Raw genomic sequence first — 22,545 nt, forward strand, 5'->3', positions numbered from 1 at the left:
CGGATGCACCCGCTTATGCACGTGCACCGCGACGACTCATGATTATGGCGTGACCTCCCTGCCGCAACACCCGTCCGAAGGGACGAGACGCGAGCGTCCCACCGCCGTGCTGGCGCGGGCCGCCCGGGTCCTGGCCGACGCCGGGGTGCCCTCGGCCCGCGCCGAGGCGGAACTTCTGGCCGCGTACGTGCTGGCGGTGCCCCGGGGACGGCTGGCGCTCGCCGACGGCTTCACCGACGAGCAACTGGACCGCTTCGAGGCGCTGGTGACCCGGCGTTCCCGGCGGGAGCCACTGCAACACCTCACCGGGAGCGCGGGGTTCCGGCACCTGGAGTTGGCCGTCGGGCCGGGCGTCTTCGTGCCCCGCCCGGAGACCGAACTGCTCGCCGGCTGGGGTGTCGAGCGGGCCGCCGAGCGGGTGGCCGACGGGACGACCCCGGTGGTGGTGGACCTGTGCAGCGGATCGGGGGCGATCGCGTTGTCGGTGGCGCAGGAGGTGCCGGCGGCCCGGGTGGTGGCGGTGGAGCGCTCACCCGCCGCGCTGACCTGGCTGCGCCGCAACGCGGCGACCCGGGCGGCGGCGGGGGACCGGCCGATCGAGGTGCTGGCGGCCGACGTGACCGCACCGGACCTGCTGGCGGAGCTGGTCGGTCGGGTGGACGTACTGCTCTGCAACCCGCCCTACGTGCCGCTCGCGGTGGCCGTACCGCCGGAGGTGGCCGGACACGACCCGGCCGAGGCGGTGTTCGGCGGCGGCGACGGCCTCACCGTGATCCGGCCGGTGCTGCGGCGGGCGGCGGACCTGCTGCGCCCCGGTGGCGCCGTCGGCGTGGAGCACGACGACACCCACGGCGCGTCGGTGCCGGACCTGCTGGCCGCCGACGGCCGCTACACCGCGATCACCGCCCACCACGACCTCGCCGACCGGTCCCGTTTCGCCACCGCGTTCCGTCGCACGGACCACCGGCGACCCCCGACGGCCGACACGTGGCAGACTGGCTCCTCGTGATGCTCTACGACTGCCGGTCCCTCGCCGACCGGGACCGCGGCATCGCTGCGGCCATCGAGGCGGTGCGCAACGGCGAACTGGTCGTCCTGCCGACCGACACCGTGTACGGGGTCGGTGCCGACGCCTTCACCCCGTACGCGGTGAAGGCGCTGGTGGACGCCAAGGGCGGGACGCAGGCGTCGCCGCCGGTGCTGATCGGCTCCCGGCACACCCTCGACGGCCTGGTCTACACGCTGCCGCAGGCCGCCCGCGATCTGGTGGAGGCGTTCTGGCCGGGGGCGCTGACCATCCTGGTGAAGCACTCGGCGAGCCTGCGGTGGGATCTCGGCGACGACAGCGGCGTGGTGGCGGTCCGGATGCCGTTGCACCCGGTGGCGCTGGAGGTGCTGCGGGAGACCGGGCCGATGGCGGTCGCCTCGGCCAACAAGATCGGCCGCCCGGCGGCGCACACCGCCGACGAGGCCCGGGAGCAGCTCGCCTACTCGGTACGGGCCTACCTGGAGGCTGGACCCGCTGTCGACCCGCTGCCCAGCACGATCGTGGACCTGACCGGCGAGGTGCCGACGGTGGTCCGGGAGGGCGCCATCGGCCTGGCCCGGCTGCGCGAAGTGGTGCCGGAGCTGGTCGAGAGCCAGGTGGCGTGAATGCCTCCGTTCACCGTCCTGCACGTCTGCATGGGGAACATCTGTCGCTCGCCGATGGCGGAGCGGCTGCTCAGCCTCGCGGTGGCTCAGCGGCTGGCCCGGCGTGATCTCGACCCCGGCCGGGCCGAGGAGCTGTTGCACAGCCACAGCGCCGGCACCGGCGGCTGGCACGCCGGCGAGGAGATGAACCCGCCGGCGGCCCGCCAGGTGACCACCCGGGGCGGCACCGTGGCCGGCTTCGCCGCCCGGAAACTGCGGTCCGACCACATCGACGCCGCGGACCTGGTCCTGACCGCCACCGCCGACCAGCAGGAGTACGTGGTGGCGCTGCGCCCGGACGCCGCCGCGCGCACCTTCGTGCTGGGCGAGTTCGGTCGGCTGCTGACCGCGTTGGACCGGGACGCGCTGCCCTCGGCCGAGGCCACGCCGGATGCGGTGTATGCCCGTGGCGTGGCGGTGGTGGAGGCCGCGAACGTGGCCCGCCCGGGCATGTCCCTGCTGCCCAGCGACGACCTCGACGATCCGTGGGGGCGCGGCGACCAGTGCTTCAGCCGGGTGGCGGACGAGATCGAGGAGACGATCCACCCGCTCGCGGCGAGTCTGTTGCCCTGATTGGTGAACTTCCTCCGGGTTTGAGGAAAACCAGGGCGCAAAGGATCGTTAGCGCCATTCTGGGAGGGTCCTGACGGCTCCTGCGGGGAGATCTGATGACCCGGGCGTTCCTGCCGAAAGTGTTCACCGTCCTGCTGGCCGGCACGCTGGCCGGCCTGGCCCTGGCGGTGACGGCGCTGCCGGCCGCGCTGGTGTTCGGGATCGGTTTCTCGACGATGTCCGCGCCGTACTCGGAGCTGCCCCACACACTGCGGACGCCACCGACGGCCCAGCGGTCCAACCTGTACGCCAAGGACGGCACCACCCTGATCACCTCCTTCTATCAGGAGGACCGGATGGACGTGCCGCTGGACGAGGTGGCTCCGGTGATGCGCCAGGCCATCATCGCCGCCGAGGACATCCGGTTCCACGAGCACAGCGGGGTCGACCTGCGGGGCGTGGCGCGTGCCTTCGCCGCCAACCGGGGTTCCGGTAGCACCCGGCAGGGCGCCTCCACGTTGACCATGCAGTACGTCCGCAACGTGTTGAGCACGGACCCCCGGTTGACCGAGGCGCAACGGGCATCGGCCACCGAGGTCAGCACCGCCCGCAAGATCCAGGAGATCCGGTACGCGCTGGCGCTGGAGCGGGAGCTGACCAAGGACCAGATCCTGGCCCGGTACCTGAACATCGCGTACTTCGGGGCCGGGGCGTACGGCATCGCCGCCGCCAGCAAGCGCTACTTCTCCACCTCGCCGGCCGAGCTCACGCTGGCGCAGGCGGCGCTGCTGGCCGGGCTGGTCCGCTCCCCGCACACCGACGACCCCATCCACGGCGACGCGGACGCCGCCACGGCCCGCCGGGGGTACGTGCTGGACCAGTTGGCCGGCACCGGTCAGGTCACCGCCGAGGCGGCGGACGCGGCCCGGGCCGAACCGCTGAACCTGCGCCCCAGCGAGACGCCGAACGACTGCACCGGGGTGCCCGCGGGGCACAACGACTGGGGCTTCTTCTGCGACTGGTTCACCCGGTGGTGGAACGAGCAGAAGGCGTTCGGCGGCACGGTCGACGAGCGGCAGCGCACCCTGCGTCGGGGCGGTTTCACCATCGTCACCTCGCTCGACCCGAGCGTGCAGCGTGCCACCACCGAGCAGGTGCGGCGGATCTACTCGGTGGACGAGCCGTACGCCATGCCGACCGCGGTCGTCGAGCCCGGGACCGGGCGGGTGCTCGCCATGTCGGTGAACCGCAACTACAGCGTCGAGGCCAACCCGTCAGGGCAGACCAACTACCCGAACACCGTCAACCAGCTCGTCGCCGGTGGCGGCACGATCGTCGGGTACCAGGCAGGTTCGACGTTCAAGCTGTTCACCATGCTGGCCGCGCTGGAGGCCGGGATGCCGCTGCGGACCGTCTTTGACGCCCCGTCGCGCATCATCACCGACTACCAGGTCAGCGGCGATGCGAGCTGCGGCGGGTACTGGTGCCCGTCGAACGCCACCGTCTCGATGCGCGGCGAGCACGACATGTGGACCGCGTTCGGTGAGTCGGTCAACACGTACTTCGTCTGGCTGACCGAGCGGGTCGGCGCCGACCGGGTCGTCGAGATGGCCGAGCGGCTCGGCATCGTGCTGCGGGCCGGGGGGGACGCCCGGCTGGCCCGGCACGGCGCGCGCGAGTGGGGACCGTTCACCCTGGGGGTGGCCGCCAGCACCCCGCTGGACCTGGCCGGTGCGTACGCCACGCTGGCGGCCGAGGGGACGTGGTGTGCGCCCACCCCGGTGACCTCGATCGTCGACGGCACCGGCCGCCGGGTGACCGCGGGCCAGCCGGACTGCCGTCAGGTGCTCGATGTCGACGTGGCCCGGGCGGCGGCGGACGCCGCCCGTTGCCCGGTCGGGGACCAGTCGATGTACCGAGGCTGCTCCGGCGGCACGGCCACCGGCCTGCACGATCAGCTCGGACGGCCGGTGGGCGGCAAGACGGGCAGCTCCGACCGGTACGCCACGGAGACCATGGTGGCGTTCACCCCGCAGCTCGCGGTGGCGGCGATTGCGGCCAACCCCGACGATCCGCAGGACGCGGTCGGTCAGGCGGTGCAGGGCCGGTTGGTGGAGGGAGTGGGAGAGATTCTCGCCTTCGCGCTGCGCGACGTGCCGTCACGCGACTTCGTGCCGCCCAGTGAGACGACCGCCTGGCGGTACACCACCAGCCGCAGCGACGACTGAGCGATCGGGCCCGGGTCAGGGCACGGCCGGCGGCGCCTCGACGGCGGCCCGCTCGGCGTCCGCGGCGATGTTGCGGGCCATCCCGCCGAAGACCACCGCGTGGAACGGCGCCACCACCGCCCAGTACGCGTGCCCGCCGAGCCCCCGGGGCAGGAACACCGCCCGCTGGCGGTACCGGAGCTGACCGTCGTCGTCGCGCCGCACCCGCAGCTCCAGCCAGGCCCGGCCGGGCAGCCGCATCTCGGCCCGCAGGCGCAGCAGCTCACCGGGGACGATCTCCTCCACCCGCCAGAAGTCCAGCGCCTCACCCACCCGCAACCGGTGCGGATGGCGGCGGCCCCGGCGCAGCCCGACGCCGCCCACCAGCCGGTCCAGCCAGCCCCGCACCGACCAGGCCAGCGGGAACGAGTACCAGCCGTGCTGGCCGCCGACCCCCTCGATGACCCGCCACAGCGCCTCCGGCGAGGCGGTCACCGCCTGTTCCCGCACGTCGGTGTAGACGCTGCCACCGCTCCACTCCGGGTCGCTGGGCAGCGGCTCGGCCGGGGCGTCCCGCCCCGCCGCCGACGACCAGCGGGTCTCCACCTCGGCGTCGCGTACCTTCGCCAGGGCCAGCTCGACTGCCCGGTCGAAGCCGGTCAACCCCTCGGGCGGGTCCGGCAGGTACGCCCCGATGTCGTGTTCGTGTGCCACCGCCTCGTGCACCAGGCTCTCCACCAGCGGGCGGGCGAGCGCGTTCGGCACCGGGGTGACCAGCCCGACCCAGTACGAGGAGAGCCCGGGCGTCAGCGCGCGGACCGGCAGCAGGACCCGGCGGCTCAGCCCGGCGACCATGGCGTACCGCTGCATCATGTCGCCGAAGGTGAGCACGTCCGGGCCGGCGATGTCGAAGGCGCGGTTCACCTCCGGCGGCAGGCTCACGCAGCGGACCAGATAGTGCAGCACGTCCCGGACGGCGATCGGCTGCACCCGGTTGGCCACCCAGCGCGGGGTGACCATCACCGGCAGCCGTTCGGTCAGGTAGCGCAGCATCTCGAACGAGGCCGAGCCGGAACCGATGACCACCGCCGCGCGCAGCACCACCGTGGGCACGCCGCTGTCCAGCAGGATCCGGCCCACCTCGGTCCGCGAGTGCAGGTGCGCCGACGACGCGTCGCCGGCCGCCGGCTCCGGGCCGCCGAGGTACACGATGCGGCGTACGCCCGCCGCGTGCGCCGCCGCCGCGAAGGCCGACGCGGCCTGCCGGTCGGTGTCGGCGAAACCGGCCTGCCCGAGCGAGTGCACCAGGTAGTACGCGACGTCGACGTCGTCGAAGACCCCGGCCAGGCTCTCCGGCCGGCTCAGGTCGCCCTCGGCGATCTCGACCTGCCCGGCCCAGGGCACGTCCCGCAGCCGTCCGGCCCGCCGGGCCAGGCAGCGCACCGTGTGCCCCTCCGCCAGCAGGCGGGGCGCCAGCCGCCCGCCGATGTACCCCGTCGCACCGGTCACCAGGCATCTCACGGCCTCCAGTCTGCGGCCGAATAGACTCGGGCGCTGTGGAGACCGGTAAGGGCACCTTCTGGGGGCCCGACTTCGAGCAGCTCAGCACCACCGACCCCGAGATCGCGGACGTGGTGCTCGGCGAGCTCGACCGGCTGCGGGGCGGTCTGCAACTGATCGCCAGCGAGAACCTCACCTCGCCGGCGGTGCTGGCCGCGCTCGGCTCGACGCTGACCAACAAGTACGCCGAGGGCTATCCGGGGCGGCGTTACTACGGCGGGTGCGCCCAGGTGGACCGGGCCGAGGAGCTGGGCATCGCCCGGGCCAGGCAGCTGTTCGGCGCCGAGCACGCCAACCTCCAGCCGCACTCGGGCGCGAGCGCCAACCTGGCCGCGTACGCCGCGTTGGTGCAGCCGGGCGACACGGTGCTGGCGATGGAGCTGCCGCACGGCGGGCACCTGACGCACGGCAGCCGGGTGAACTTCTCCGGCAGGTGGTTCGACACGGTCGGCTACACCGTCCGGCGGGACACCGAGCTGATCGACTACGACGAGGTACGCGACCTGGCCCGTACGCGCCGACCGAAGATGATCATCTGTGGTGCGACGGCGTACCCGAGGCTGATCGACTTCGCCCGCTTCCGGGAGATCGCCGACGAGGTGGGCGCGTACCTGATGGTGGACGCGGCGCACTTCATCGGGCTGGTCGCCGGGCAGGCCATCCCCTCTCCGGTGCCGTACGCCGACGTGGTCTGCGCGACCACGCACAAGGTGCTGCGCGGTCCGCGTGGCGGGATCATCCTCTGCCGCGAGTCGCTGGCCGAGCGGATCGACAAGGCGGTCTTCCCGTTCACCCAGGGCGGGCCGTTGATGCACGCGGTGGCGGCCAAGGCCGTCGCGTTGCGCGAGGCGGCGCAGCCGGAGTACCGCACGTACGCCGCGCAGGTGGTGGCCAACGCGCAGGCGCTCGCCGACGGGCTGGCTGCGGAGGGGATGCGGCCGGTCTCCGGCGGTACCGACACCCACCTGGCCCTGGTGGACCTGCGGGAGACCGGGGTGACCGGGGCACAGGCGGAGGCCCGCTGCGACGCGGCGACCATCACGCTGAACAAGAACGCCATCCCGTACGACCCGCAGAAGCCGATGGTCGCCTCCGGCATCCGGTTTGGCACCCCGAGCATCACCACGCAAGGTCTGGGCGAGCCGCAGATGCGCCAGGTCGCCGAGCTGATCGCCCGGGCGGTACGCACCGACCCGGCGGCGCCGGGCGGCACCGACGAACTGGCCCGGGTCGCCTCCGACGTGGCCGAGCTGGTCGCCGAGTTCCCGGCGTACGCCCGATGACCGCGCCCCGCGCCGGGGAGCCCGGCGCCATCCGGTCCCGCCTGCCGCACCTGCGCCTGCCGCTGCTCGCCTGCGCCGCGCTGGCCGTGGTCGGGGTGCCGATCGCCGCGCTGCTGCGTGGCCCGACCGGCGCGGCCGGGGTGGCCGCCGGGATCGGCCTGGTGGTGGTGAGCTACCTGGTCTCCGGGTTCTCGGTGGCCTGGGCCGACGCGGTCAGCCCGAAGATGGTCATGCCGGTGGGGCTGGTCACCTACGCCACCAAGATGGTCTTCCTGGGCATGGTGATGGCCGCCGTGGCGCGTACCGGCTGGCCCGGCCAGCCCGACATGGGAGTGGCGATCATCGCGGGCGTGCTGGTGTGGATCGTCGCGCACACCACCTGGGCCTGGCGCTCCCCGCTGCCCACCGTGGACCGGGTGTCGGGTCACTGACCGTACGGCTGGTGTTCGCCGGGCGTTTTGCCCCCTTCCCGGCTGGCCGGGCAGGAGTAAGCTTGGGCCCGGCTTGAGGTGCCGCATCGATCACCCGCACGCTGCTCGCAGTGTGGGGGGTGCCGCACACTCGCGAAACACCCGGCTGATAAAGTTCGCCTCGTCATGGCCGACAACCCTCATCGCGGAAGCTCCGACGAGCACTCGTCGGAAGGCGTTGCCGGAGCCGTTCTTGGCTACCTGCTCGCCGGCATCCTGGTGTGGGGATTCCTCGGCTGGTTGGCGGGGACGTTCCTCGGCCTGCCGACCGGCATCGGGATCGGCGTGGGCATGATGCTCGGCGCAGCCGGAGCGATCTACCTGATCATGAAGAGGCTCGGTGCCTGAGTGCCGGCACACGCGGGTCTGTCGAGTGCGGAGGATGACACGGTGAGCGCAGAGCTTGTCGCCGCTGAAGGGCTGCCCTGGCCCCCGGGGGTCTCGGACTTCTATCTGCCGGAAGTGGCCGGCCCATTCGTCACCAAGTTCACCCTCATGGCCTGGCTGGCCGTCGGCCTGCTGATCATCTTTTTCATGGTCACCTATCGGAACCCGAAGCTGGTGCCGACCAAGGGCCAGTGGATGGCGGAGTCGATCTACGGCCTGGTCCGGGACAACATCGCCAAGGAACAGATGGGTAGCGCGGGCGTCAGGTTCGCGCCCTATTTCACGGTGCTCTTCTGCTACATCGCGTTGACCAACCTCTTCGGCATCATCCCGGGGTTGCAGATCTCGCCGAACTCGCACATCGCCTTCCCGATCGTGCTCGCGGCGATCACCTACGTGATGTACCTCTACCTCGGCATGCGCAAGCACGGTGTCGGCGGCTACCTCAAGCAGAGCCTGATCCTGCCGGGCATCCCCTGGCCGATGCACATCCTGCTGATCCCGATCGAGTTTTTGCAGACCTTCATCAACCGGCCGGTCACGCTCGCGGTGCGTCTCTTCGCCAACATGTTCGCCGGTCACCTGATCCTGCTGGTCTTCACCATCGGCGGCTTCGTGCTGCTCGCCTCGGACAACATCTTCATCCAGGCGACCTCGGTCTTCTCCTTCATCATGGCGATCGTGATGGCCTTCTTCGAGGTGCTGATCGCGCTGTTGCAGGCATACGTCTTCGTCACGCTGAGCGCCAACTACATGGGATCGGCGCTCGCGTCCGAACACTGATCCTTTCCGCGGGGCGCCCGCCCAAAGCTTCAGGTACGACCGTGTACGCGTGAAACCTCACGTGTCAAACAGGAGGAATACCCGCAATGACTGTTCTTGCCGAGATCAGCGGTAACGTCAACACGATCGGCTACGGCCTCGCCGCCGTCGGCCCCGCGATCGGCGTGGCCCTGATCTTCGTGGCGTACATCAACTCCAGCGCCCGTCAGCCCGAGTCGGCCGGCTACAACCGGACCTGGCTGGTCCTGGGCTTCGCCCTGGTCGAGGCGCTCGCCCTGTTCGGCCTGGTGCTCGCCTTCGCCGTTAACTGACCGTCCGCTTCCCGACCCGGAGGTCTGAAATGTTTGTCGCCGCCGAAGGTGTGGAGCACCACCCGCTCATTCCGCTGTGGCAGGAGTTGGTGATCGGCACGATCGCCTTCGCCCTGCTCTGCTTCGTGCTGCTGAAGTTCGTCATGCCGCGCATCGAGGCGATGTACCAGGCGCGGGTCGAGGCGATCGAGGGTGGCCTCAAGCGCGCCGAGGCGGCGCAGGCCGAGGCCAACCAACTGCTTGAGCAGTACCGGGCCCAGCTCGCCGAGGTGCGTACCGAGGCGGCGCGGATCCGGGACGACGCCCGGGCCGACGCCGAGTCGATCCGCACCGACATCCTCGCCAAGGCGCGGGAGGAGTCCGACCGGATCATCGCCGCCGGCCGGGAGTCGCTGGCCGTCGAGCGTCAGACCATCGTGCGCGAGCTGCGCGCGGAGGTCGGCGGTCTCGCGGTCGACCTGGCCGGTCGGATCGTGGGCGAGTCGCTCGCCGACGAGGCCCGCCGTAAGGGCACCGTCGAGCGCTTCCTCACCGACCTCGAGAGCGCGGGGGCCCGCTGATGCAGGCCGCCAGCCGGGAGTCCTACGCCGCCGCGAGCCAGCGGCTGGAGGAGTACGTCCGGGGCGCCGATTCGACGGCTCTCGCCACCACCGGTGCCGAGCTGCTCGCCGTGGCAGACCTGCTGCGGCGGGAGGTCCGGCTGCGCCGGGCGCTCTCCGACCCGGCCCGCCAGGGTGCGGACCGCAGCGGCCTGCTCAGCTCGGTGCTCGCCGGCAAGGTCGGCGCCGACGCGCTCGACCTGCTCGGTGTGTTGGTCGCCGGTCGTTGGTCGGCACCGTCGGAGCTGCTCGACGGTGCCGAGCGCCTCGGCGTGCAGGCCCTGCTCGCCAGCGCGGACCGCGCCGACGAGCTCGGTGAGGTGGAGGACGAGCTGTTCCGCTTCGGCCAGGTGGTCGCGGCGGACCCGCAGCTCTCCAACGCCCTGTCCGACCCGGGGGCCCCGGTGGCCCAGCGGACCGAGCTGATCGGGATGCTCCTGACGGGCAAGGCCCGGCCGGTGACGGTGCGACTGGTGGAGGCGGCGCTGGCCGGCTTCGGTGGTCGGTCGTTCTCCGCAGCGCTGTCCCGCCTGGTGGAGCTGGCGGCCGAGCGCCGTGACCGGCAGGTCGCGTACGTGACCGTCGCGGCCCCGCTGACCGCAGAGGAGGAGAGCCGGCTCACCAACCAGCTCTCGGCCATCTACGGCCGGGCGGTCGCGGTGAAGCTTACGGTTGACCCGACGATCCTCGGCGGAGCGAGCGTCCGGGTGGGTTCGGACCTGTACGACGGGACGATCCTGCGTCGCCTCAACGAGACCCGCAACGCGCTCGCGAAGCGCTGACCAGCACCCCGCGAAGCGCCCGGAATAACAGTCGACCCGAGGACCGGTCGGTACTAGGTATCCCGGGCCCCTGATACTTAAGGAAGCAGAGGATGGCCGAGCTGACCATCTCGACGGAGGAGATCCGCGGCGCCCTGGAGCGCTACGTCTCCTCCTATTCGCCCGACGTCTCCCGTGAGGAGGTCGGCACCGTCGCTGACACCGGCGACGGTATCGCCCACGTCGAGGGCCTGCCCTCGACCATGACCAACGAGCTGCTCGAGTTCGAGGACGGCACGCTCGGCGTGGCGCTGAACCTCGACGTCCGCGAGATCGGTGTCGTCGTCCTGGGCGACTACGCCGGCCTCGAAGAGGGCCAGCGGGTCAAGCGCACCGGCCGGGTGCTCTCCGTGCCCGTCGGTGACGCCTTCCTGGGGCGCGTGGTCAACGCGCTCGGCGCCCCGATCGACGGCCTCGGCGAGATCGCCGACGAGGGCTACCGCGAGCTGGAGCTCCAGGCCCCGAACGTGATGGCCCGGCAGTCCGTCTCCGAGCCGATGCAGACCGGCATCAAGGCCATCGACGCGATGACCCCGATCGGCCGTGGTCAGCGGCAGCTGATCATCGGTGACCGGAAGACCGGCAAGACCACGGTCGCCCTGGACGCCATCCTCAACCAGCGGGAGAACTGGGCCTCCGGCGACCCGACGAAGCAGGTCCGCTGCATCTACGTCGCCATCGGCCAGAAGGCCTCCACCATCGCCTCCATCAAGGGGCAGCTGGAGGAGGCGGGCGCGATGGAGTACACCACCATCGTCGCCTCCCCGGCCTCCGACCCGGCCGGCTTCAAGTACCTCTCCCCGTACACCGGCTCGGCCATCGGTCAGCACTGGATGTACGGCGGCAAGCACGTCCTGATCGTCTTCGACGACCTGAGCAAGCAGGCCGAGGCGTACCGGGCCGTGTCGCTGCTGCTGCGTCGCCCGCCGGGCCGTGAGGCGTACCCGGGTGACGTCTTCTATCTGCACTCCCGCCTGCTGGAGCGCTGCGCGAAGCTCTCCGACGAGATGGGCGGCGGGTCGATGACCGGTCTGCCGATCATCGAGACGAAGGCCAACGACATCTCGGCCTTCATCCCGACCAACGTCATCTCGATCACCGACGGCCAGATCTTCCTGGAGACGGACCTGTTCAACCAGGGCGTCCGGCCGGCGATCAACGTCGGTACCTCGGTCTCCCGGGTCGGTGGCGCGGCGCAGGTGAAGCCGATGAAGAAGGTCTCCGGTTCGCTGCGGCTGAACCTGGCCCAGTACCGCGAGCTGGAGGCGTTCGCCGCCTTCGCCTCCGACCTGGACAAGGCCTCCCGCGCCCAGCTGGACCGTGGCGCCCGCCTGGTCGAGCTGCTCAAGCAGCCGAACTACTCGCCGTACTCGGTGCAGGAGCAGGTCGTCGCGGTCTGGTCCGGCACCGAGGGCAAGCTGGACGACATCCCCGTCGGTGACGTGCGGCGCTTCGAGACCCAGTTCCTGGAGCACCTGCGGCGCAAGCACAACGCCACGCTGCTGGCGATTGCGGACAACAAGTGGGACGACGAGATCGTCGCCACGCTGGACGCCGCCGTCACCGAGTTCAAGCAGGGCTTCCTCGGCCGGGAGGATGAGCGCACGATCAACGAGGCGCCGGCGGCGCCGCTGGAGGGCGAGGCCGAGCAGGAGACGGTCACCCGCTACAGCGCAGCGCCGGCCCAGAAGCGTTAGGGCCGGGCCATGGCGGCGCAGGTACGTGTTCTTCGTCAACGCATCCGCTCGGCGAAGGGGATGAAGAAGATCACCAAGGCGATGGAGCTCGTGGCGACGAGCCGGATCGCCAAGGCCCAGGCCCGGGTGGAGGCGTCCCTGCCGTACGCCCGGGCCATCACCGGCGTTCTCACGGCGCTGGCGTCCAACGCGTCGGTCGACCACCCGTTGCTGACCCCGCGCGAGCGGGTGCGGCGGGCGGGCGTGCTGCTGGTAACCGCCGACCGAGGTCTGGCCGGCGGTTACAGCTCCAACGCCATCAAGACGGCGGAGTCGCTGGTCGCGCGGCTGCGCGAGGACGGCAAGGAGCCGGTGCTCTACGTCGTCGGGCGTAAGGGCGTGTCGTTCTACCGGTTCCGTAACCGGCCGATCGAGGCGAGCTGGACCGGCTTCTCCGAGCAGCCGTCGTTCGCCGACGCCCGCGAGGTGGGCGAGACGCTGGTCAAGGCGTTCTCGGCCGGCGCGGACGACCTCGACGGCGGTCCAAGTGCGGACGGGGTGCTCGGGGTGGACGAGTTGCACATCGTCTTCACCGAGTTCAAGTCCCTGATGACCCAGACGCCGGTGACCCGGATCATCGGTCCGCTGCAGGTGGAGGAGCGGCCTCGGTCGGAGGCGGCCCCCGGGCTGCTGCCCGACTACGAGTTCGAGCCGAACCCGGAGGAACTGCTCGACGCGTTGCTGCCGAAGTACATCAACACGCGGATCTACGCGGCGTTGCTGGAGTCGGCGGCGAGCGAGTCGGCGGCCCGGCGGCGGGCGATGAAGAGCGCCACCGACAACGCCGAAGAGATGATCGACAAGTACACGCGCGAGATGAACTCGGCCCGCCAGGCCGGGATCACCCAGGAGATCAGTGAGATCGTCGGCGGCGCCAACGCGCTGGCCGCGTCGGGAAGTGAAGTGTGATGACTGTTTCCACTGCTGGAGGACCAGCCGAGACCACGACCGCCACCGGTCGCGTGGTCCGGGTCATCGGCCCGGTCGTCGACGCCGAGTTCCCGCGCGACGCCATGCCGGACCTCTTCAACGCCCTGCACGTGAACGTGTCCCTCTCCGGGGGCGAGAAGACGCTGACCCTGGAGGTGGCCCAGCACCTGGGTGACAACCTGGTCCGCGCGATCTCGATGCAGCCCACCGACGGTCTGGTCCGGGGCGCCGAGGTGCGGGACACCGCCTTCCCGATCCGGGTGCCGGTCGGCGACGCGGTCAAGGGCCACGTGTTCAACGCGATCGGCGAGTGCCTCAACCTCACCGAGGGCGAGACCATCTCCGCCGACGACCACTGGGGCATCCACCGCAAGGCTCCGGCCTTCGCGGACCTGGAGCCGAAGACCGAGATGCTGGAGACCGGCATCAAGGTCATCGACCTGCTCGCCCCGTACGTCAAGGGCGGCAAGATCGGCCTGTTCGGCGGCGCCGGCGTGGGCAAGACGGTGCTCATCCAGGAGATGATCACCCGAGTCGCCCGGAACTTCGGTGGTACCTCCGTCTTCGCCGGTGTGGGGGAGCGGACCCGTGAGGGCAACGACCTCATCCACGAGATGACCGAGTCCGGCGTCATCGACAAGACCGCGCTGGTCTTCGGTCAGATGGACGAGCCGCCGGGCACCCGGCTGCGCGTCGCGCTCTCCGCGCTGACCATGGCGGAGTACTTCCGTGACGTGCAGAAGCAGGAGGTGCTGCTCTTCATCGACAACATCTTCCGCTTCACCCAGGCCGGGTCCGAGGTCTCCACCCTGCTGGGCCGGATGCCCAGCGCGGTGGGTTACCAGCCGACCCTCGCCGACGAGATGGGCGAGCTCCAGGAGCGGATCACCTCCGTCAAGGGTCAGGCCATCACCTCGATGCAGGCGATCTACGTGCCGGCGGACGACTACACCGACCCCGCCCCGGCCACCACCTTCGCCCACCTGGACGCCACCACGAACCTGGAGCGCTCCATCTCCGACAAGGGCATCTACCCGGCGGTGGACCCGCTGGCGTCCTCGTCGCGGATCCTCGCCCCGGAGTTCGTCGGCCAGGAGCACTTCCAGGTGGCCAGCGAGGTCAAGCGGATCCTCCAGCGCTACAAGGACCTGCAGGACATCATCGCCATCCTCGGTATCGAGGAGCTCTCCGAGGAAGACAAGATCACGGTCCAGCGGGCCCGTCGGATCGAGCGCTTCCTGTCGCAGAACACCTACGCGGCGGAGCAGTTCACCGGTGTGCCGGGCTCGACGGTCCCGATCAAGGAGACCATCGAGGCGTTCCGGAAGATCAGCGAGGGTGAGTACGACCACTTCCCCGAGCAGGCGTTCTTCATGTGCGGTGGGCTCGACGACCTGGAGAAGAAGGCCGCCGAGCTGATGAAGGGCTGACCCTTCGGTTCGAACGACGAAAGGCCGTCCCGGTTCACGCCGGGACGGCCTTTCGTTCATCTACGGGACGTACGATCCTGGCTGCCCGGTTTCCCGTGCTCGGCGATCACGCCGTGCCCGAGATACCGTCTAGTGCAGCTCAGGCGCGGACGAGCGGCGAACGACGTTAAACCTTTCGGCTACGCGGACCCGTACACCTCCCGGGGACGCGACGAACGGAGAAGCTTGTGGGTAAGGCCGGCAGGGGCGGTACGCGCGGCACGCGTGGTGGCAAGAAGAAGTCGATCTGGCGGGGCGTACCGCTGTGGGCGAAGCTCTGCACAATCTTCGGCGTGGTGCTGATGATGGTCAGCGGCACGTCGCTGGTGGGCGCCGAGGCGCTGATGGCCCGCTACGAGGGGGCTATCGGCAAGGCCGACCTCTTCGGTGACCAGGCGGCGGGCGGGGCCAAGAGCGACATCGAGGGCCCGCTCAACATCCTGCTGGTCGGCATCGACCCGGTCCGGGACGACCGGCCGCCGCTGAGCGACGCCATCATGATCCTGCACGTGCCGAAGGAGATGGACCGGGCGTACCTCTTCTCCCTGCCCCGGGACCTGTACGTCGAGATCCCCGCGTTCCCCAAGGCGAACTTCAACGGCAGCACCACCAAGCTGAACGCGGCGATGTCCTTCGGCAGCCGGGTGCCGGACGGGAAGCCGGATGCGGCACGCGGCTTCGAACTGCTCGCCCTCACCGCGCAGGAGGTCACCGGCATCGAGCGCTTCGACGCCGGCGCGATCATCAACTTCTCCGGCTTCCAGAAGATCGTCGACGCGATGGGTGGCGTCACGATGAACATCGAGCGGGAGGTCCGTTCCCGGCACCGCGAGCCGGACGGCAAGCACCGCCAGGGTCGGCCCGGCGGCGGGGGCTACATCGGGCCGCAGGCGGTCTACCCGAAGGGCAAGCAGCACCTGGAGGGGTGGCAGGCGCTGGACTACGTTCGCCAGCGTTACCCGGAGAACGGTGTACCGGACGGCGACTACGGCCGGCAGCGGCACCAGCAGCAGTTCGTCAAGGCGATGGCCGGCCAGGCGCTCAGCGCCGACGTGGTGACCAATCCGGTGAAGCTGGACCGGGTGCTGCGGGCGGCCGGTGAGTCGTTGATCTTCAGTGGCCGGGGGCACAGCGTGATCGACTTCGGTCTCGCGCTCAAGGACATCCGGCCCGGCAACATCCAGATGATCAAGCTGCCGGGTGGCGGGGTCATGGAGAACGGCAAGTACCTCGGTGAACGGTTCGAGCCCGAGGTGGACGACTTCTTCGTCGCGCTGGAGCGGGAACTCCTGGACCCGTTCCTCCTCGAACATCCCAAGTTCGTCAACAAGAGCTGATCGGGGTGTGGCTCCCGGCACCCGCATGAAGCACAGGTCAGGGCCGCGACTAGACTTTCCCTAATCCGCCGCCTCAGCAAGGAGACAGCGTGGCACAGCACCTTAACGTCCAGCTCGTGGCCGTCGAGGAGAAGGTCTGGTCGGGCGAGGCCGAGATGGTCATGGCCCGTACGACCGAGGGTGAGCTGGGTGTGCTGCCGGGGCACGCGCCCCTGCTCGGCCAGCTCGCCGACTCCGGCCAGGTGCGCATCAAGCTGCCCGGCGGTAAGCAGGTCGTCTACGAGGTGGCCGGTGGCTTCCTCTCGGTGAACGAGCGGGGCGTGACCGTACTGGCCGAGACCGCGACCCCGGCCTCCGCCTCCCAGGGCAACTGAGCCGACCCGCCGATGGAGATCGTCGAAGGGATCGGAATCGGCGTCGCCGTGATCCTCGGCGCGATTCTGGTCCTCTTCATCCGGCGGGCCCTGGTCACCCGTAGCGGTGGCATCATCCGGCTCAGCGTCCGGACCTCCACCATGCTGGACGGCCGAGGCTGGGCGCCCGGTTTCGGTCGCTTCGCCGGCGACGAACTCCGGTGGTACCGGTTGGTGAGTTTCGCCGTACGGCCCAAGCGGGTGCTCTCCCGCGAGGGTCTGACCGTGGAACGACGACGGTTGCCCGAGGGGCAGGAACGAATGTCCATGCCGTCGGACTGGATCATCCTCCGGTGTAACTGCGGACACGCTCCGGTCGAGATCGCCATGGCGCGGTCCACCGTCACCGGATTCCTTTCCTGGCTCGAGGCCGCCCCTCCGGGGGCGGTCTCGCCGCGTCTGGCGTCTTCTCAGGATTGGCCTGCTGCCTGACCTGCCCCGTGGGGTTGGGGGTTTCCGGGGGCGCCCACCCGCTCCGGGCGGTCAGGCTTGATCCCTGCGCGGGCGTGCTCCCCCGGAAACCCTGAAGCGGGCGTGGTCGGAGCGTGCGTTGCGGCTCCGGGAGTGCTGTCCAGCGGCGGGTTCTTGGTCAGCGTGGGCTGTTTGGGGCCTTCAAGGTGGTGGTGGCTACTAGTTCCACCTCGTATCCCTGGCCGTCGGTCAGGTAGGCGGCGTATGTGTCAGGGCCTCCGGCGTGCGGGTGGCGGTCGGCGAACAGCAGCGTCCAGCCGTACCCGGGGGCCTCCTCGACCAGGTGGTCCACGGCGGCGGGTGGGCCGGCGTGGAAGGCCAGGTGGTTCAGGCCCGGGGCGAGACGGTCGTGCCGCCGCCCGGAGAGCGCGGGGGACTCCTCCAACACCAGGTACGTCGGGCCGAGCCGCCAGGACCGGCCGGCCGGCCACTCCTGGAAAGTGGCCCAGCCCAACTGGCCGAGGAGCCAGCCCCAACTGCGCATCGCGGCGCCCAGGTCGGGTACCCAGAGTTCCACGTGGTGCAGGGACCCGAAGGTCACCGGCTCCCGCCCGGAACCCATAGCACGTCTCCGTCCGGATTTGCCGTTCTTGCCAGAATGAAGAGTAGATCCGACAACCGGTTGAGATACTTTGCCGGGAGATGGCTGGTCCGGTCGGGATCGTGTCCGACGAGGGCCCATGCCGACCGCTCGGCCCGCCGGGCGACGGTCCGCGCCACGTGCAGCAGTGCCGCACCCGCGGTGCCGCCGGGGAGGATGAAGGAGTCGAGCTTGCTCAGGCGCGCGTTGAACTCGTCGCACCAGCCCTCAAGGCGCTCGACGTACTCCTCGGTCACTCGCAGTGGCGGGTACTTCGGGTCCGGTTCGACCGGGGTGGACAGGTCCGCCCCCACGTCGAACAGGTCGTTCTGGATCGGCCCGAGCACCGCTCGCAACCCGTCGTCGAGCCCGCCCAGGGCCAGCGCGACCCCGATGGCGGCGTTGCACTCGTCCACGTCGGCGTACGCGGCGATCCGTGGATCGTTCTTCGGCACCTGTTCGTTGTTGCTCAGCCTGGTCATGCCGGCGTCGCCGGCCTTGGTGTAGATGCGCGTGAGGTGGACGGCCATGACGCACAGCCTACGGATACCGGACCTGACGATCCCGAACCGGCCGACGGCCGGTACGGGCTGGTCCAGCGGGGTCGGCCCGGGTGACGCGGGTGACGCCGCGGTCGCCGACGTCGACGTCATCCGGGTACGCGGCGGCGCCCGGCTCACCGGCACCGTGCACGTGGTCGGCGCGAAGAACTCCGCGTTGAAGCTGATGGCCGCCGCGTTGCTGGCACCGGGCCGGACGGTGATCACCAACGTTCCGCGGATCACCGACATCGCCATCATGGGCGAGGTGCTGCGCCGTCTCGGCTGCGGCGTCCGCTTCGACGCCGACGAGCCGGTGGACCCGATGGTCGCCGTCGGCGGGGTGGCCCGCTCCTGCTCGGTCACCATCGACGTGCCGGAACAGCCGGGTGTCGAGGCCGACTACGACCTGGTCCGCCGGCTGCGTGCCTCGATCTGCGTACTCGGCCCGCTGCTGGCCCGCTGCGGATACGTCCGGGTGGCCCACCCGGGCGGCGACGCGATCGGTTCCCGTGGCCTGGACATGCACATCTCCGGGCTGACCCGGATGGGCGCCGACATCGCCGGCGAACACGGCTTCGTGATCGCCTCCGCGCCGGACGGCCTGCGGGGCGCGGAGATCACGCTCGACTTCCCGAGCGTCGGCGCGACCGAGAACCTGGTCATGGCGGCGGTGCTGGCCGAGGGCACCACCGTGATCGAGAACGCGGCCCGCGAGCCGGAGATCGTGGACATCTGCACGCTGCTCCAGCGGATGGGCGCGCTGATCGAGGGGGAGGGGACCTCCACGATCAGCATCGTCGGCGTACGCCGGTTGCAGCCGGTCCGGCATGCCACGGTGGGCGACCGGATCGTTGCCGGAACCTGGGCCTTCGGCGCGGCGATGACCCGCGGCGACGTGACCGTGACCGGTCTCGACCCGGCCTTCCTGGAGGTCGCGCTGGACAAGGTGGTCGCGGCCGGCGGCCTGGTGGAGACGCGGCCCGACGCCTTCCGGGTACGCATGGACGGCCGTCCCCGGGCCGTGGACGTGGTGACGCTGCCCTACCCGGGGTTCGCCACCGACCTGTTGCCGATGGCGATCGGGCTCGCCGCGCTCAGCGACGGCGCCTCCCTGATCACCGAGAACATCTTCGACGGCCGGTTCATGTTCGCCAACGAGATGATGCGGCTGGGCGCGGACATCAAGACCGACGGGCATCACGCCGTGGTACGCGGACGCGACCGGCTCTCCGGCGCGCCGGTACGCGCCACCGACATCCGTGCCGGCGCCGGACTCATCATCGCCGGGCTCTGCGCCGACGGGGTGACCGAGGTGTCGCATGTGCACCACGTCGACCGGGGCTACCCCGATTTCGTGGCCGACCTGCGGGCGCTCGGCATCGAGGTGGAGCGGGCGAGCGCGCCGGAGGAACCCGAACTGACCTTCTGAGCAGCGGTCTCCTTAGCCATCGTTCAGGCTCGCCGACTAGGGTGCAGGCAGACACTCGAATCGCAGCGAGGGAGGGGCAGATGGCGGGTCGACTCGCGGTCGTGGGCGCCGGGCTGATGGGCTCGGGTATCGCACAGGTGGCGGCACAGGCGGGCTGGCAGGTGGTGCTGCGGGACCTGGACGACGCGGCCACCCGGCGCGGTCTGGACGGCATCCGTACGTCGCTGGGGAAGTTCGCGGAGAAGGGCAAGGTCTCCACGGCCGACGCCGAGGCGGCGCTGGGGCGGATCACGGCCACCACCGACCTGGAGGCGACGGCCGACGCGGACATCGTGGTCGAGGCGGTCTTCGAGCGGCTGGAGGTCAAGCACGAGGTGTTCCGCGCGCTGGACAAGATCTGCAAGGCGGACGCGGTGCTGGCCACCAACACCTCGGCCATCCCGGTCACCCAGATCGCGGCGGTCACCGAACGTCCCGAGGCGGTCGTCGGCACCCACTTCTTCTCGCCGGTGCCGATGATGAAGCTCTGCGAGCTGATCCGGGGCTACAAGACCAGCGACGCCACGCTCGACACGGCGAAGTCGTTCGCCGAGGAGATCGGCAAGACCGTGGTGGTGGTCAACCGGGACATCGCCGGATTCGTCACCACCCGGCTGATCACCGCCCTGGCGATGGAGGCGGTCCGGCTGGTCGAGACGGGCGTGATCTCCGCCGAGGACCTGGACACCGCCTGCAAGCTCGGCTTCGGGCACGCCATGGGCCCGCTCGCCACCGTCGACCTGACCGGCGTCGACGTGCTGCTCAACGCCACCCGCAACATCTACACCGACACGGGCGACGAGAAGTTCTTCCCGCCGGAGCTGCTCCAGCGCATGGCCACCGCCGGCGACCTGGGCCGCAAGACCGGCCAGGGCTTCTACTCGTACTGATGCGCCCAGATGTGTAAGGAGGGGTCCCCTGCTAACGCCTGGTGTATAGCAGGGGACCCCTGCTAACGGCGCTGGCCGCGCGAGCGCCATCGGGCTGTTAGCAGGGGGCCCTTGCTATACACCAGGCGTTAACAAGGGGCCCTTCCTTACACCCAAGTCTCAGCCGTCGCGGCGGGTGGTCCAGCGGAACGTGGTCAGGCAGAGCACCAGGCCGACCACGCACCAGGCGCCGAGCACCAGGGCGACCCGGGCCAGCTCGAACGAGCCGCCGGGCTCGTTGGCGCCAAAGCTCTCCGGCAGGAAGACCGCCCGCAGCCCCTGGCACATCCACTTGAGCGGAAAGACGGCCGCCACCTGCTGCATCCAGCTCGGCAGGTTGGTGAAGACGAAGAACACCCCGGAGATGAACTGGAGCACCAGGGCGACCGGGGTGACCACTGCCGAGCCGCTGCGCGCCGTACGGGCCAGAGACGAGATGGCGATGCCGCAGAGGGTGCAGGCGGTGATGCCCAGCGCGCTGACCCATCCGAAGGTGAACCAGGCCGTAGCAGTCGTCGGCAGGTTCAGGTCGAACAGCAGCACCGAGACCGTGAGCAGCAGGGCGGTCATCACCACGCCGGTCACCAGCACCATGATCACCTTGCCGGCGAACCAGACCCACTTCGGCATCGGCGTGCCCCGGTAGCGCTTGAGCACGCCCCGGTCCCGCTCGATCGGGATCCAGATGCCGAGGTTCTGGAAGCTGACCGTCATCAGGCCGGTGGCGATCATGCCGGTGATGAAGTACTGCGTGTAGCTGACGCCCTCGCCGAGGTCGTCGTCGAAGATCGACGCGAAGATCAGCACCATGATGACCGGGAAGCCCAGCGTGAAGACGACGGATTCCCGGCTGCGCAGGAACTGCCGGATCTCCAGGCGACCCTGGCGCAGGGCGAGAGCGGCGCCTCCGACGCGGCGGGCGGCGGGGGCGGCGACCGGAGCGTCCGGTCTGGTCGTGGTCGTCATCGGTGTCCGATCATCCGCAGGTAGATGTCCTCCAACGTGGGCCGGGTGACGGTCAGGCCGGGCGCCTCGCCACCGAAACGCGCGGCCAGCTCCGTCACCAGCGCCGTCGGCGTCGCGCTCTGCGCGCTCTCCGCCGCCCCCTCCGGCGTACGCCAGGAGACCGTGGCCAGCGCCTCCCGCCGGTTGCCCAGCTCGGCGGGTACGGCGACCTCGACCAGCCGGCCACCGGCGATGACGCCCACCCGGTCGGCGAGCGTCTCGGCCTCGTCCAGGTAGTGCGTGGTGAGCACGATGGTGGTGCCGGCTGCGGAGAGGTCCCGGATCAGCTCCCAGAACTCGCGGCGGGCCTCCGGGTCGAAACCCGTGGTCGGCTCGTCGAGGAAGAGCAGTTCGGGGCGACCGATGATGCCCAGCGCCACGTCCAGGCGGCGCTTCTGCCCGCCGGAGAGGGTGTGCGTACGGGCACCGGCCTTGGCGGTGAGTCCGACCCGGTCGATCACCTTGTCCGGGTCGTCGCCGTGGGGATAGAAGCCGGCGAAGTGGTGCACCACCTCGGCGACGGTCAGCTCGTCGAACTCGCCGGTGCCCTGCAGGACGATGCCGACCCGGCCGCGCCAGTCGCGCACGGAGTGGCCCGGTGCGCGTGAGCCGCCCGACCGGGACCCGGGCGAGGGGTCGGTGCCCAGCACGCGTACCTCACCGGCGTCGCGTTGCCGGTAGCCCTCCAGGATCTCCACCGTGGTGGTCTTGCCCGCGCCGTTCGGGCCGAGCAGGGCGAACACCTCGCCCCGGTGGACGTCGAGGTCCAGATCGGCCACGGCGACGTTGTCGCCGTACGCCTTGCGCAGGCCCCGGACGCGGATCGCGACGTCGTCACTCATGCCGTCAAGTGTGCGGCCCGCCCGGGTCCACCATCCGCACCGGGGGGTGGTGGTTCCTCCCGTCACGGGCGGATCGGCCCCGGGCGTCACCGTCGTCGTGCTGTGCGGTTCTGCACAATCTCGGGCGCGTCCGCTTGGCGGACGCGCCCGGGCCGGCG

General features: G+C 70.6%; 24 protein-coding genes. 19 read left to right on the top strand and 5 right to left on the bottom strand.

Going from position 1 to position 22,545, the window contains the following annotated elements:
- The first annotated feature begins 49 nt into the window (after window positions 1-49).
- The 4 genes from prmC to ID554_RS20720 all read left to right on the top strand — a co-directional run bounded on the left by prmC (window position 50) and on the right by ID554_RS20720 (window position 4,472).
- Window positions 50-1,009: a peptide chain release factor N(5)-glutamine methyltransferase gene (gene prmC, locus ID554_RS20705; protein WP_191088591.1), complete on the top strand. Its 960-nt coding sequence runs from the start codon at window positions 50-52 to the stop codon at window positions 1,007-1,009.
- On the top strand, window positions 1,009-1,653 hold the full coding sequence (locus ID554_RS20710) for an L-threonylcarbamoyladenylate synthase (protein WP_117226418.1): 645 nt from the start codon (window positions 1,009-1,011) through the stop codon (window positions 1,651-1,653). The genes prmC and ID554_RS20710 overlap by 1 nt, the downstream gene beginning before the upstream one ends.
- Window positions 1,654-2,265, top strand: coding sequence for an arsenate reductase/protein-tyrosine-phosphatase family protein (locus ID554_RS20715; protein WP_117225985.1), 612 nt, complete (start codon window positions 1,654-1,656; stop codon window positions 2,263-2,265).
- 95 nt (window positions 2,266-2,360) lie between these two features.
- Window positions 2,361-4,472 carry a transglycosylase domain-containing protein gene (locus tag ID554_RS20720; RefSeq protein WP_117225984.1) on the top strand — a complete coding sequence of 704 codons (2,112 nt, stop codon included), beginning with the start codon at window positions 2,361-2,363 and terminating at the stop codon, window positions 4,470-4,472.
- A 15-nt stretch (window positions 4,473-4,487) separates the two neighbouring features.
- Here ID554_RS20720 and ID554_RS20725 read toward each other — a convergent pair whose 3' ends face one another.
- A complete protein-coding gene (locus ID554_RS20725) occupies window positions 4,488-5,972 on the bottom strand; it encodes an SDR family oxidoreductase (RefSeq protein WP_117225983.1) in 1,485 nt (494 codons plus the stop codon).
- Between the two features lie 35 nt (window positions 5,973-6,007).
- Here ID554_RS20725 and ID554_RS20730 point away from each other — a divergent pair, with 35 nt between their 5' ends.
- The 13 genes from ID554_RS20730 to ID554_RS20790 all read left to right on the top strand — a co-directional run bounded on the left by ID554_RS20730 (window position 6,008) and on the right by ID554_RS20790 (window position 16,982).
- On the top strand, window positions 6,008-7,294 hold the full coding sequence (locus ID554_RS20730) for a serine hydroxymethyltransferase (protein WP_117225982.1): 1,287 nt from the start codon (window positions 6,008-6,010) through the stop codon (window positions 7,292-7,294).
- Window positions 7,291-7,725, top strand: a complete 435-nt coding sequence (locus ID554_RS20735) for a hypothetical protein (protein WP_117225981.1) — start codon at window positions 7,291-7,293, stop codon at window positions 7,723-7,725. The genes ID554_RS20730 and ID554_RS20735 overlap by 4 nt, the downstream gene beginning before the upstream one ends.
- 165 nt (window positions 7,726-7,890) lie before the next feature.
- Complete coding sequence (locus tag ID554_RS20740) at window positions 7,891-8,112, top strand: hypothetical protein (RefSeq protein WP_117225980.1); 222 nt, start codon at window positions 7,891-7,893, stop codon at window positions 8,110-8,112.
- Entirely contained in the window at window positions 8,113-8,934 is an 822-nt protein-coding gene (gene atpB, locus ID554_RS20745; protein WP_117225979.1) for a F0F1 ATP synthase subunit A, read from the top strand. It begins immediately after the preceding gene.
- An 86-nt stretch (window positions 8,935-9,020) separates the two neighbouring features.
- Window positions 9,021-9,245, top strand: coding sequence for an ATP synthase F0 subunit C (atpE, locus tag ID554_RS20750; RefSeq protein WP_117225978.1), 225 nt, complete (start codon window positions 9,021-9,023; stop codon window positions 9,243-9,245).
- Between the two features lie 29 nt (window positions 9,246-9,274).
- Window positions 9,275-9,805, top strand: coding sequence for a F0F1 ATP synthase subunit B (locus ID554_RS20755; RefSeq protein ID WP_117225977.1), 531 nt, complete (start codon window positions 9,275-9,277; stop codon window positions 9,803-9,805).
- Complete coding sequence (locus tag ID554_RS20760) at window positions 9,805-10,626, top strand: F0F1 ATP synthase subunit delta (RefSeq protein ID WP_117225976.1); 822 nt, start codon at window positions 9,805-9,807, stop codon at window positions 10,624-10,626. The genes ID554_RS20755 and ID554_RS20760 overlap by 1 nt, the downstream gene beginning before the upstream one ends.
- Window positions 10,627-10,718: 92 nt before the next feature.
- The gene (gene atpA, locus ID554_RS20765) at window positions 10,719-12,362 is read left to right on the top strand and encodes a F0F1 ATP synthase subunit alpha (RefSeq protein ID WP_117225975.1); all 1,644 of its coding nucleotides are present in this window, start codon (window positions 10,719-10,721) and stop codon (window positions 12,360-12,362) included.
- A gap of 9 nt (window positions 12,363-12,371) precedes the next feature.
- Complete coding sequence (locus tag ID554_RS20770; protein WP_117225974.1) at window positions 12,372-13,310, top strand: F0F1 ATP synthase subunit gamma; 939 nt, start codon at window positions 12,372-12,374, stop codon at window positions 13,308-13,310.
- Window positions 13,310-14,761, top strand: a complete 1,452-nt coding sequence (gene atpD / locus ID554_RS20775) for a F0F1 ATP synthase subunit beta (protein ID WP_117225973.1) — start codon at window positions 13,310-13,312, stop codon at window positions 14,759-14,761. The genes ID554_RS20770 and atpD overlap by 1 nt, the downstream gene beginning before the upstream one ends.
- A gap of 227 nt (window positions 14,762-14,988) precedes the next feature.
- On the top strand, window positions 14,989-16,137 hold the full coding sequence (locus ID554_RS20780) for an LCP family protein (protein ID WP_117225972.1): 1,149 nt from the start codon (window positions 14,989-14,991) through the stop codon (window positions 16,135-16,137).
- An 89-nt stretch (window positions 16,138-16,226) separates the two neighbouring features.
- A complete protein-coding gene (locus ID554_RS20785) occupies window positions 16,227-16,511 on the top strand; it encodes a F0F1 ATP synthase subunit epsilon (RefSeq protein WP_117225971.1) in 285 nt (94 codons plus the stop codon).
- Window positions 16,512-16,523: 12 nt separating this feature from the next.
- The gene (locus ID554_RS20790) at window positions 16,524-16,982 is read left to right on the top strand and encodes a DUF2550 domain-containing protein (RefSeq protein ID WP_117225970.1); all 459 of its coding nucleotides are present in this window, start codon (window positions 16,524-16,526) and stop codon (window positions 16,980-16,982) included.
- Between the two features lie 157 nt (window positions 16,983-17,139).
- Here the strand turns inward: ID554_RS20790 and ID554_RS20795 are convergent, their stop codons facing one another.
- Window positions 17,140-17,583: a VOC family protein gene (locus tag ID554_RS20795; RefSeq protein ID WP_117225969.1), complete on the bottom strand. Its 444-nt coding sequence runs from the start codon at window positions 17,581-17,583 to the stop codon at window positions 17,140-17,142.
- Complete coding sequence (locus ID554_RS20800) at window positions 17,559-18,131, bottom strand: cob(I)yrinic acid a,c-diamide adenosyltransferase (RefSeq protein ID WP_117225968.1); 573 nt, start codon at window positions 18,129-18,131, stop codon at window positions 17,559-17,561. The genes ID554_RS20795 and ID554_RS20800 overlap by 25 nt, the downstream gene beginning before the upstream one ends.
- Here ID554_RS20800 and murA point away from each other — a divergent pair.
- Both murA and ID554_RS20810 read left to right on the top strand, forming a co-directional pair.
- Entirely contained in the window at window positions 18,130-19,572 is a 1,443-nt protein-coding gene (murA, locus tag ID554_RS20805; RefSeq protein WP_117225967.1) for a UDP-N-acetylglucosamine 1-carboxyvinyltransferase, read from the top strand. The two genes, ID554_RS20800 and murA, sit on opposite strands and share 2 nt — an antisense overlap.
- Before the next feature lie 80 nt (window positions 19,573-19,652).
- Entirely contained in the window at window positions 19,653-20,501 is an 849-nt protein-coding gene (locus tag ID554_RS20810) for a 3-hydroxyacyl-CoA dehydrogenase family protein (protein WP_117225966.1), read from the top strand.
- 159 nt (window positions 20,502-20,660) lie between these two features.
- Here the strand turns inward: ID554_RS20810 and ID554_RS20815 are convergent, their stop codons facing one another.
- Both ID554_RS20815 and ID554_RS20820 read right to left on the bottom strand, forming a co-directional pair.
- Window positions 20,661-21,506 (bottom strand): ABC transporter permease, encoded by an 846-nt coding sequence (locus ID554_RS20815; RefSeq protein WP_117225965.1) that lies wholly within the window; start codon window positions 21,504-21,506, stop codon window positions 20,661-20,663.
- A complete protein-coding gene (locus ID554_RS20820) occupies window positions 21,503-22,387 on the bottom strand; it encodes an ABC transporter ATP-binding protein (protein ID WP_117225964.1) in 885 nt (294 codons plus the stop codon). The genes ID554_RS20815 and ID554_RS20820 overlap by 4 nt, the downstream gene beginning before the upstream one ends.
- Between the last annotated feature and the right edge of the window lie 158 nt (window positions 22,388-22,545).

Source organism: Micromonospora craniellae, from assembly GCF_014764405.1.
In the GTDB taxonomy this organism is placed as follows: Bacteria; Actinomycetota; Actinomycetes; order Mycobacteriales; family Micromonosporaceae; genus Micromonospora; species Micromonospora craniellae.

What these genes read in the sequence shown, in the direction of transcription:
- ID554_RS20710 (WP_117226418.1), top strand. Translation starts at nt 1,009, where the DNA reads ATGCTCTACGACTGCCGGTCCCTCGCCGACCGGGACCGCGGCATCGCT.
- ID554_RS20715 (WP_117225985.1), top strand. Translation starts at nt 1,654, where the DNA reads ATGCCTCCGTTCACCGTCCTGCACGTCTGCATGGGGAACATCTGTCGC.
- ID554_RS20720 (WP_117225984.1), top strand. Translation starts at nt 2,361, where the DNA reads ATGACCCGGGCGTTCCTGCCGAAAGTGTTCACCGTCCTGCTGGCCGGC.
- ID554_RS20735 (WP_117225981.1), top strand. Translation starts at nt 7,291, where the DNA reads ATGACCGCGCCCCGCGCCGGGGAGCCCGGCGCCATCCGGTCCCGCCTG.
- ID554_RS20740 (WP_117225980.1), top strand. Translation starts at nt 7,891, where the DNA reads ATGGCCGACAACCCTCATCGCGGAAGCTCCGACGAGCACTCGTCGGAA.
- atpE (WP_117225978.1), top strand. Translation starts at nt 9,021, where the DNA reads ATGACTGTTCTTGCCGAGATCAGCGGTAACGTCAACACGATCGGCTAC.
- ID554_RS20755 (WP_117225977.1), top strand. Translation starts at nt 9,275, where the DNA reads ATGTTTGTCGCCGCCGAAGGTGTGGAGCACCACCCGCTCATTCCGCTG.
- ID554_RS20760 (WP_117225976.1), top strand. Translation starts at nt 9,805, where the DNA reads ATGCAGGCCGCCAGCCGGGAGTCCTACGCCGCCGCGAGCCAGCGGCTG.
- atpA (WP_117225975.1), top strand. Translation starts at nt 10,719, where the DNA reads ATGGCCGAGCTGACCATCTCGACGGAGGAGATCCGCGGCGCCCTGGAG.
- ID554_RS20770 (WP_117225974.1), top strand. Translation starts at nt 12,372, where the DNA reads ATGGCGGCGCAGGTACGTGTTCTTCGTCAACGCATCCGCTCGGCGAAG.
- atpD (WP_117225973.1), top strand. Translation starts at nt 13,310, where the DNA reads ATGACTGTTTCCACTGCTGGAGGACCAGCCGAGACCACGACCGCCACC.
- ID554_RS20790 (WP_117225970.1), top strand. Translation starts at nt 16,524, where the DNA reads ATGGAGATCGTCGAAGGGATCGGAATCGGCGTCGCCGTGATCCTCGGC.
- ID554_RS20795 (WP_117225969.1), bottom strand. Translation starts at nt 17,583, where the DNA reads ATGGGTTCCGGGCGGGAGCCGGTGACCTTCGGGTCCCTGCACCACGTG.
- murA (WP_117225967.1), top strand. Translation starts at nt 18,130, where the DNA reads ATGACGCACAGCCTACGGATACCGGACCTGACGATCCCGAACCGGCCG.
- ID554_RS20800 (WP_117225968.1), bottom strand. Translation starts at nt 18,131, where the DNA reads ATGGCCGTCCACCTCACGCGCATCTACACCAAGGCCGGCGACGCCGGC.
- ID554_RS20810 (WP_117225966.1), top strand. Translation starts at nt 19,653, where the DNA reads ATGGCGGGTCGACTCGCGGTCGTGGGCGCCGGGCTGATGGGCTCGGGT.
- ID554_RS20815 (WP_117225965.1), bottom strand. Translation starts at nt 21,506, where the DNA reads ATGACGACCACGACCAGACCGGACGCTCCGGTCGCCGCCCCCGCCGCC.
- ID554_RS20820 (WP_117225964.1), bottom strand. Translation starts at nt 22,387, where the DNA reads ATGAGTGACGACGTCGCGATCCGCGTCCGGGGCCTGCGCAAGGCGTAC.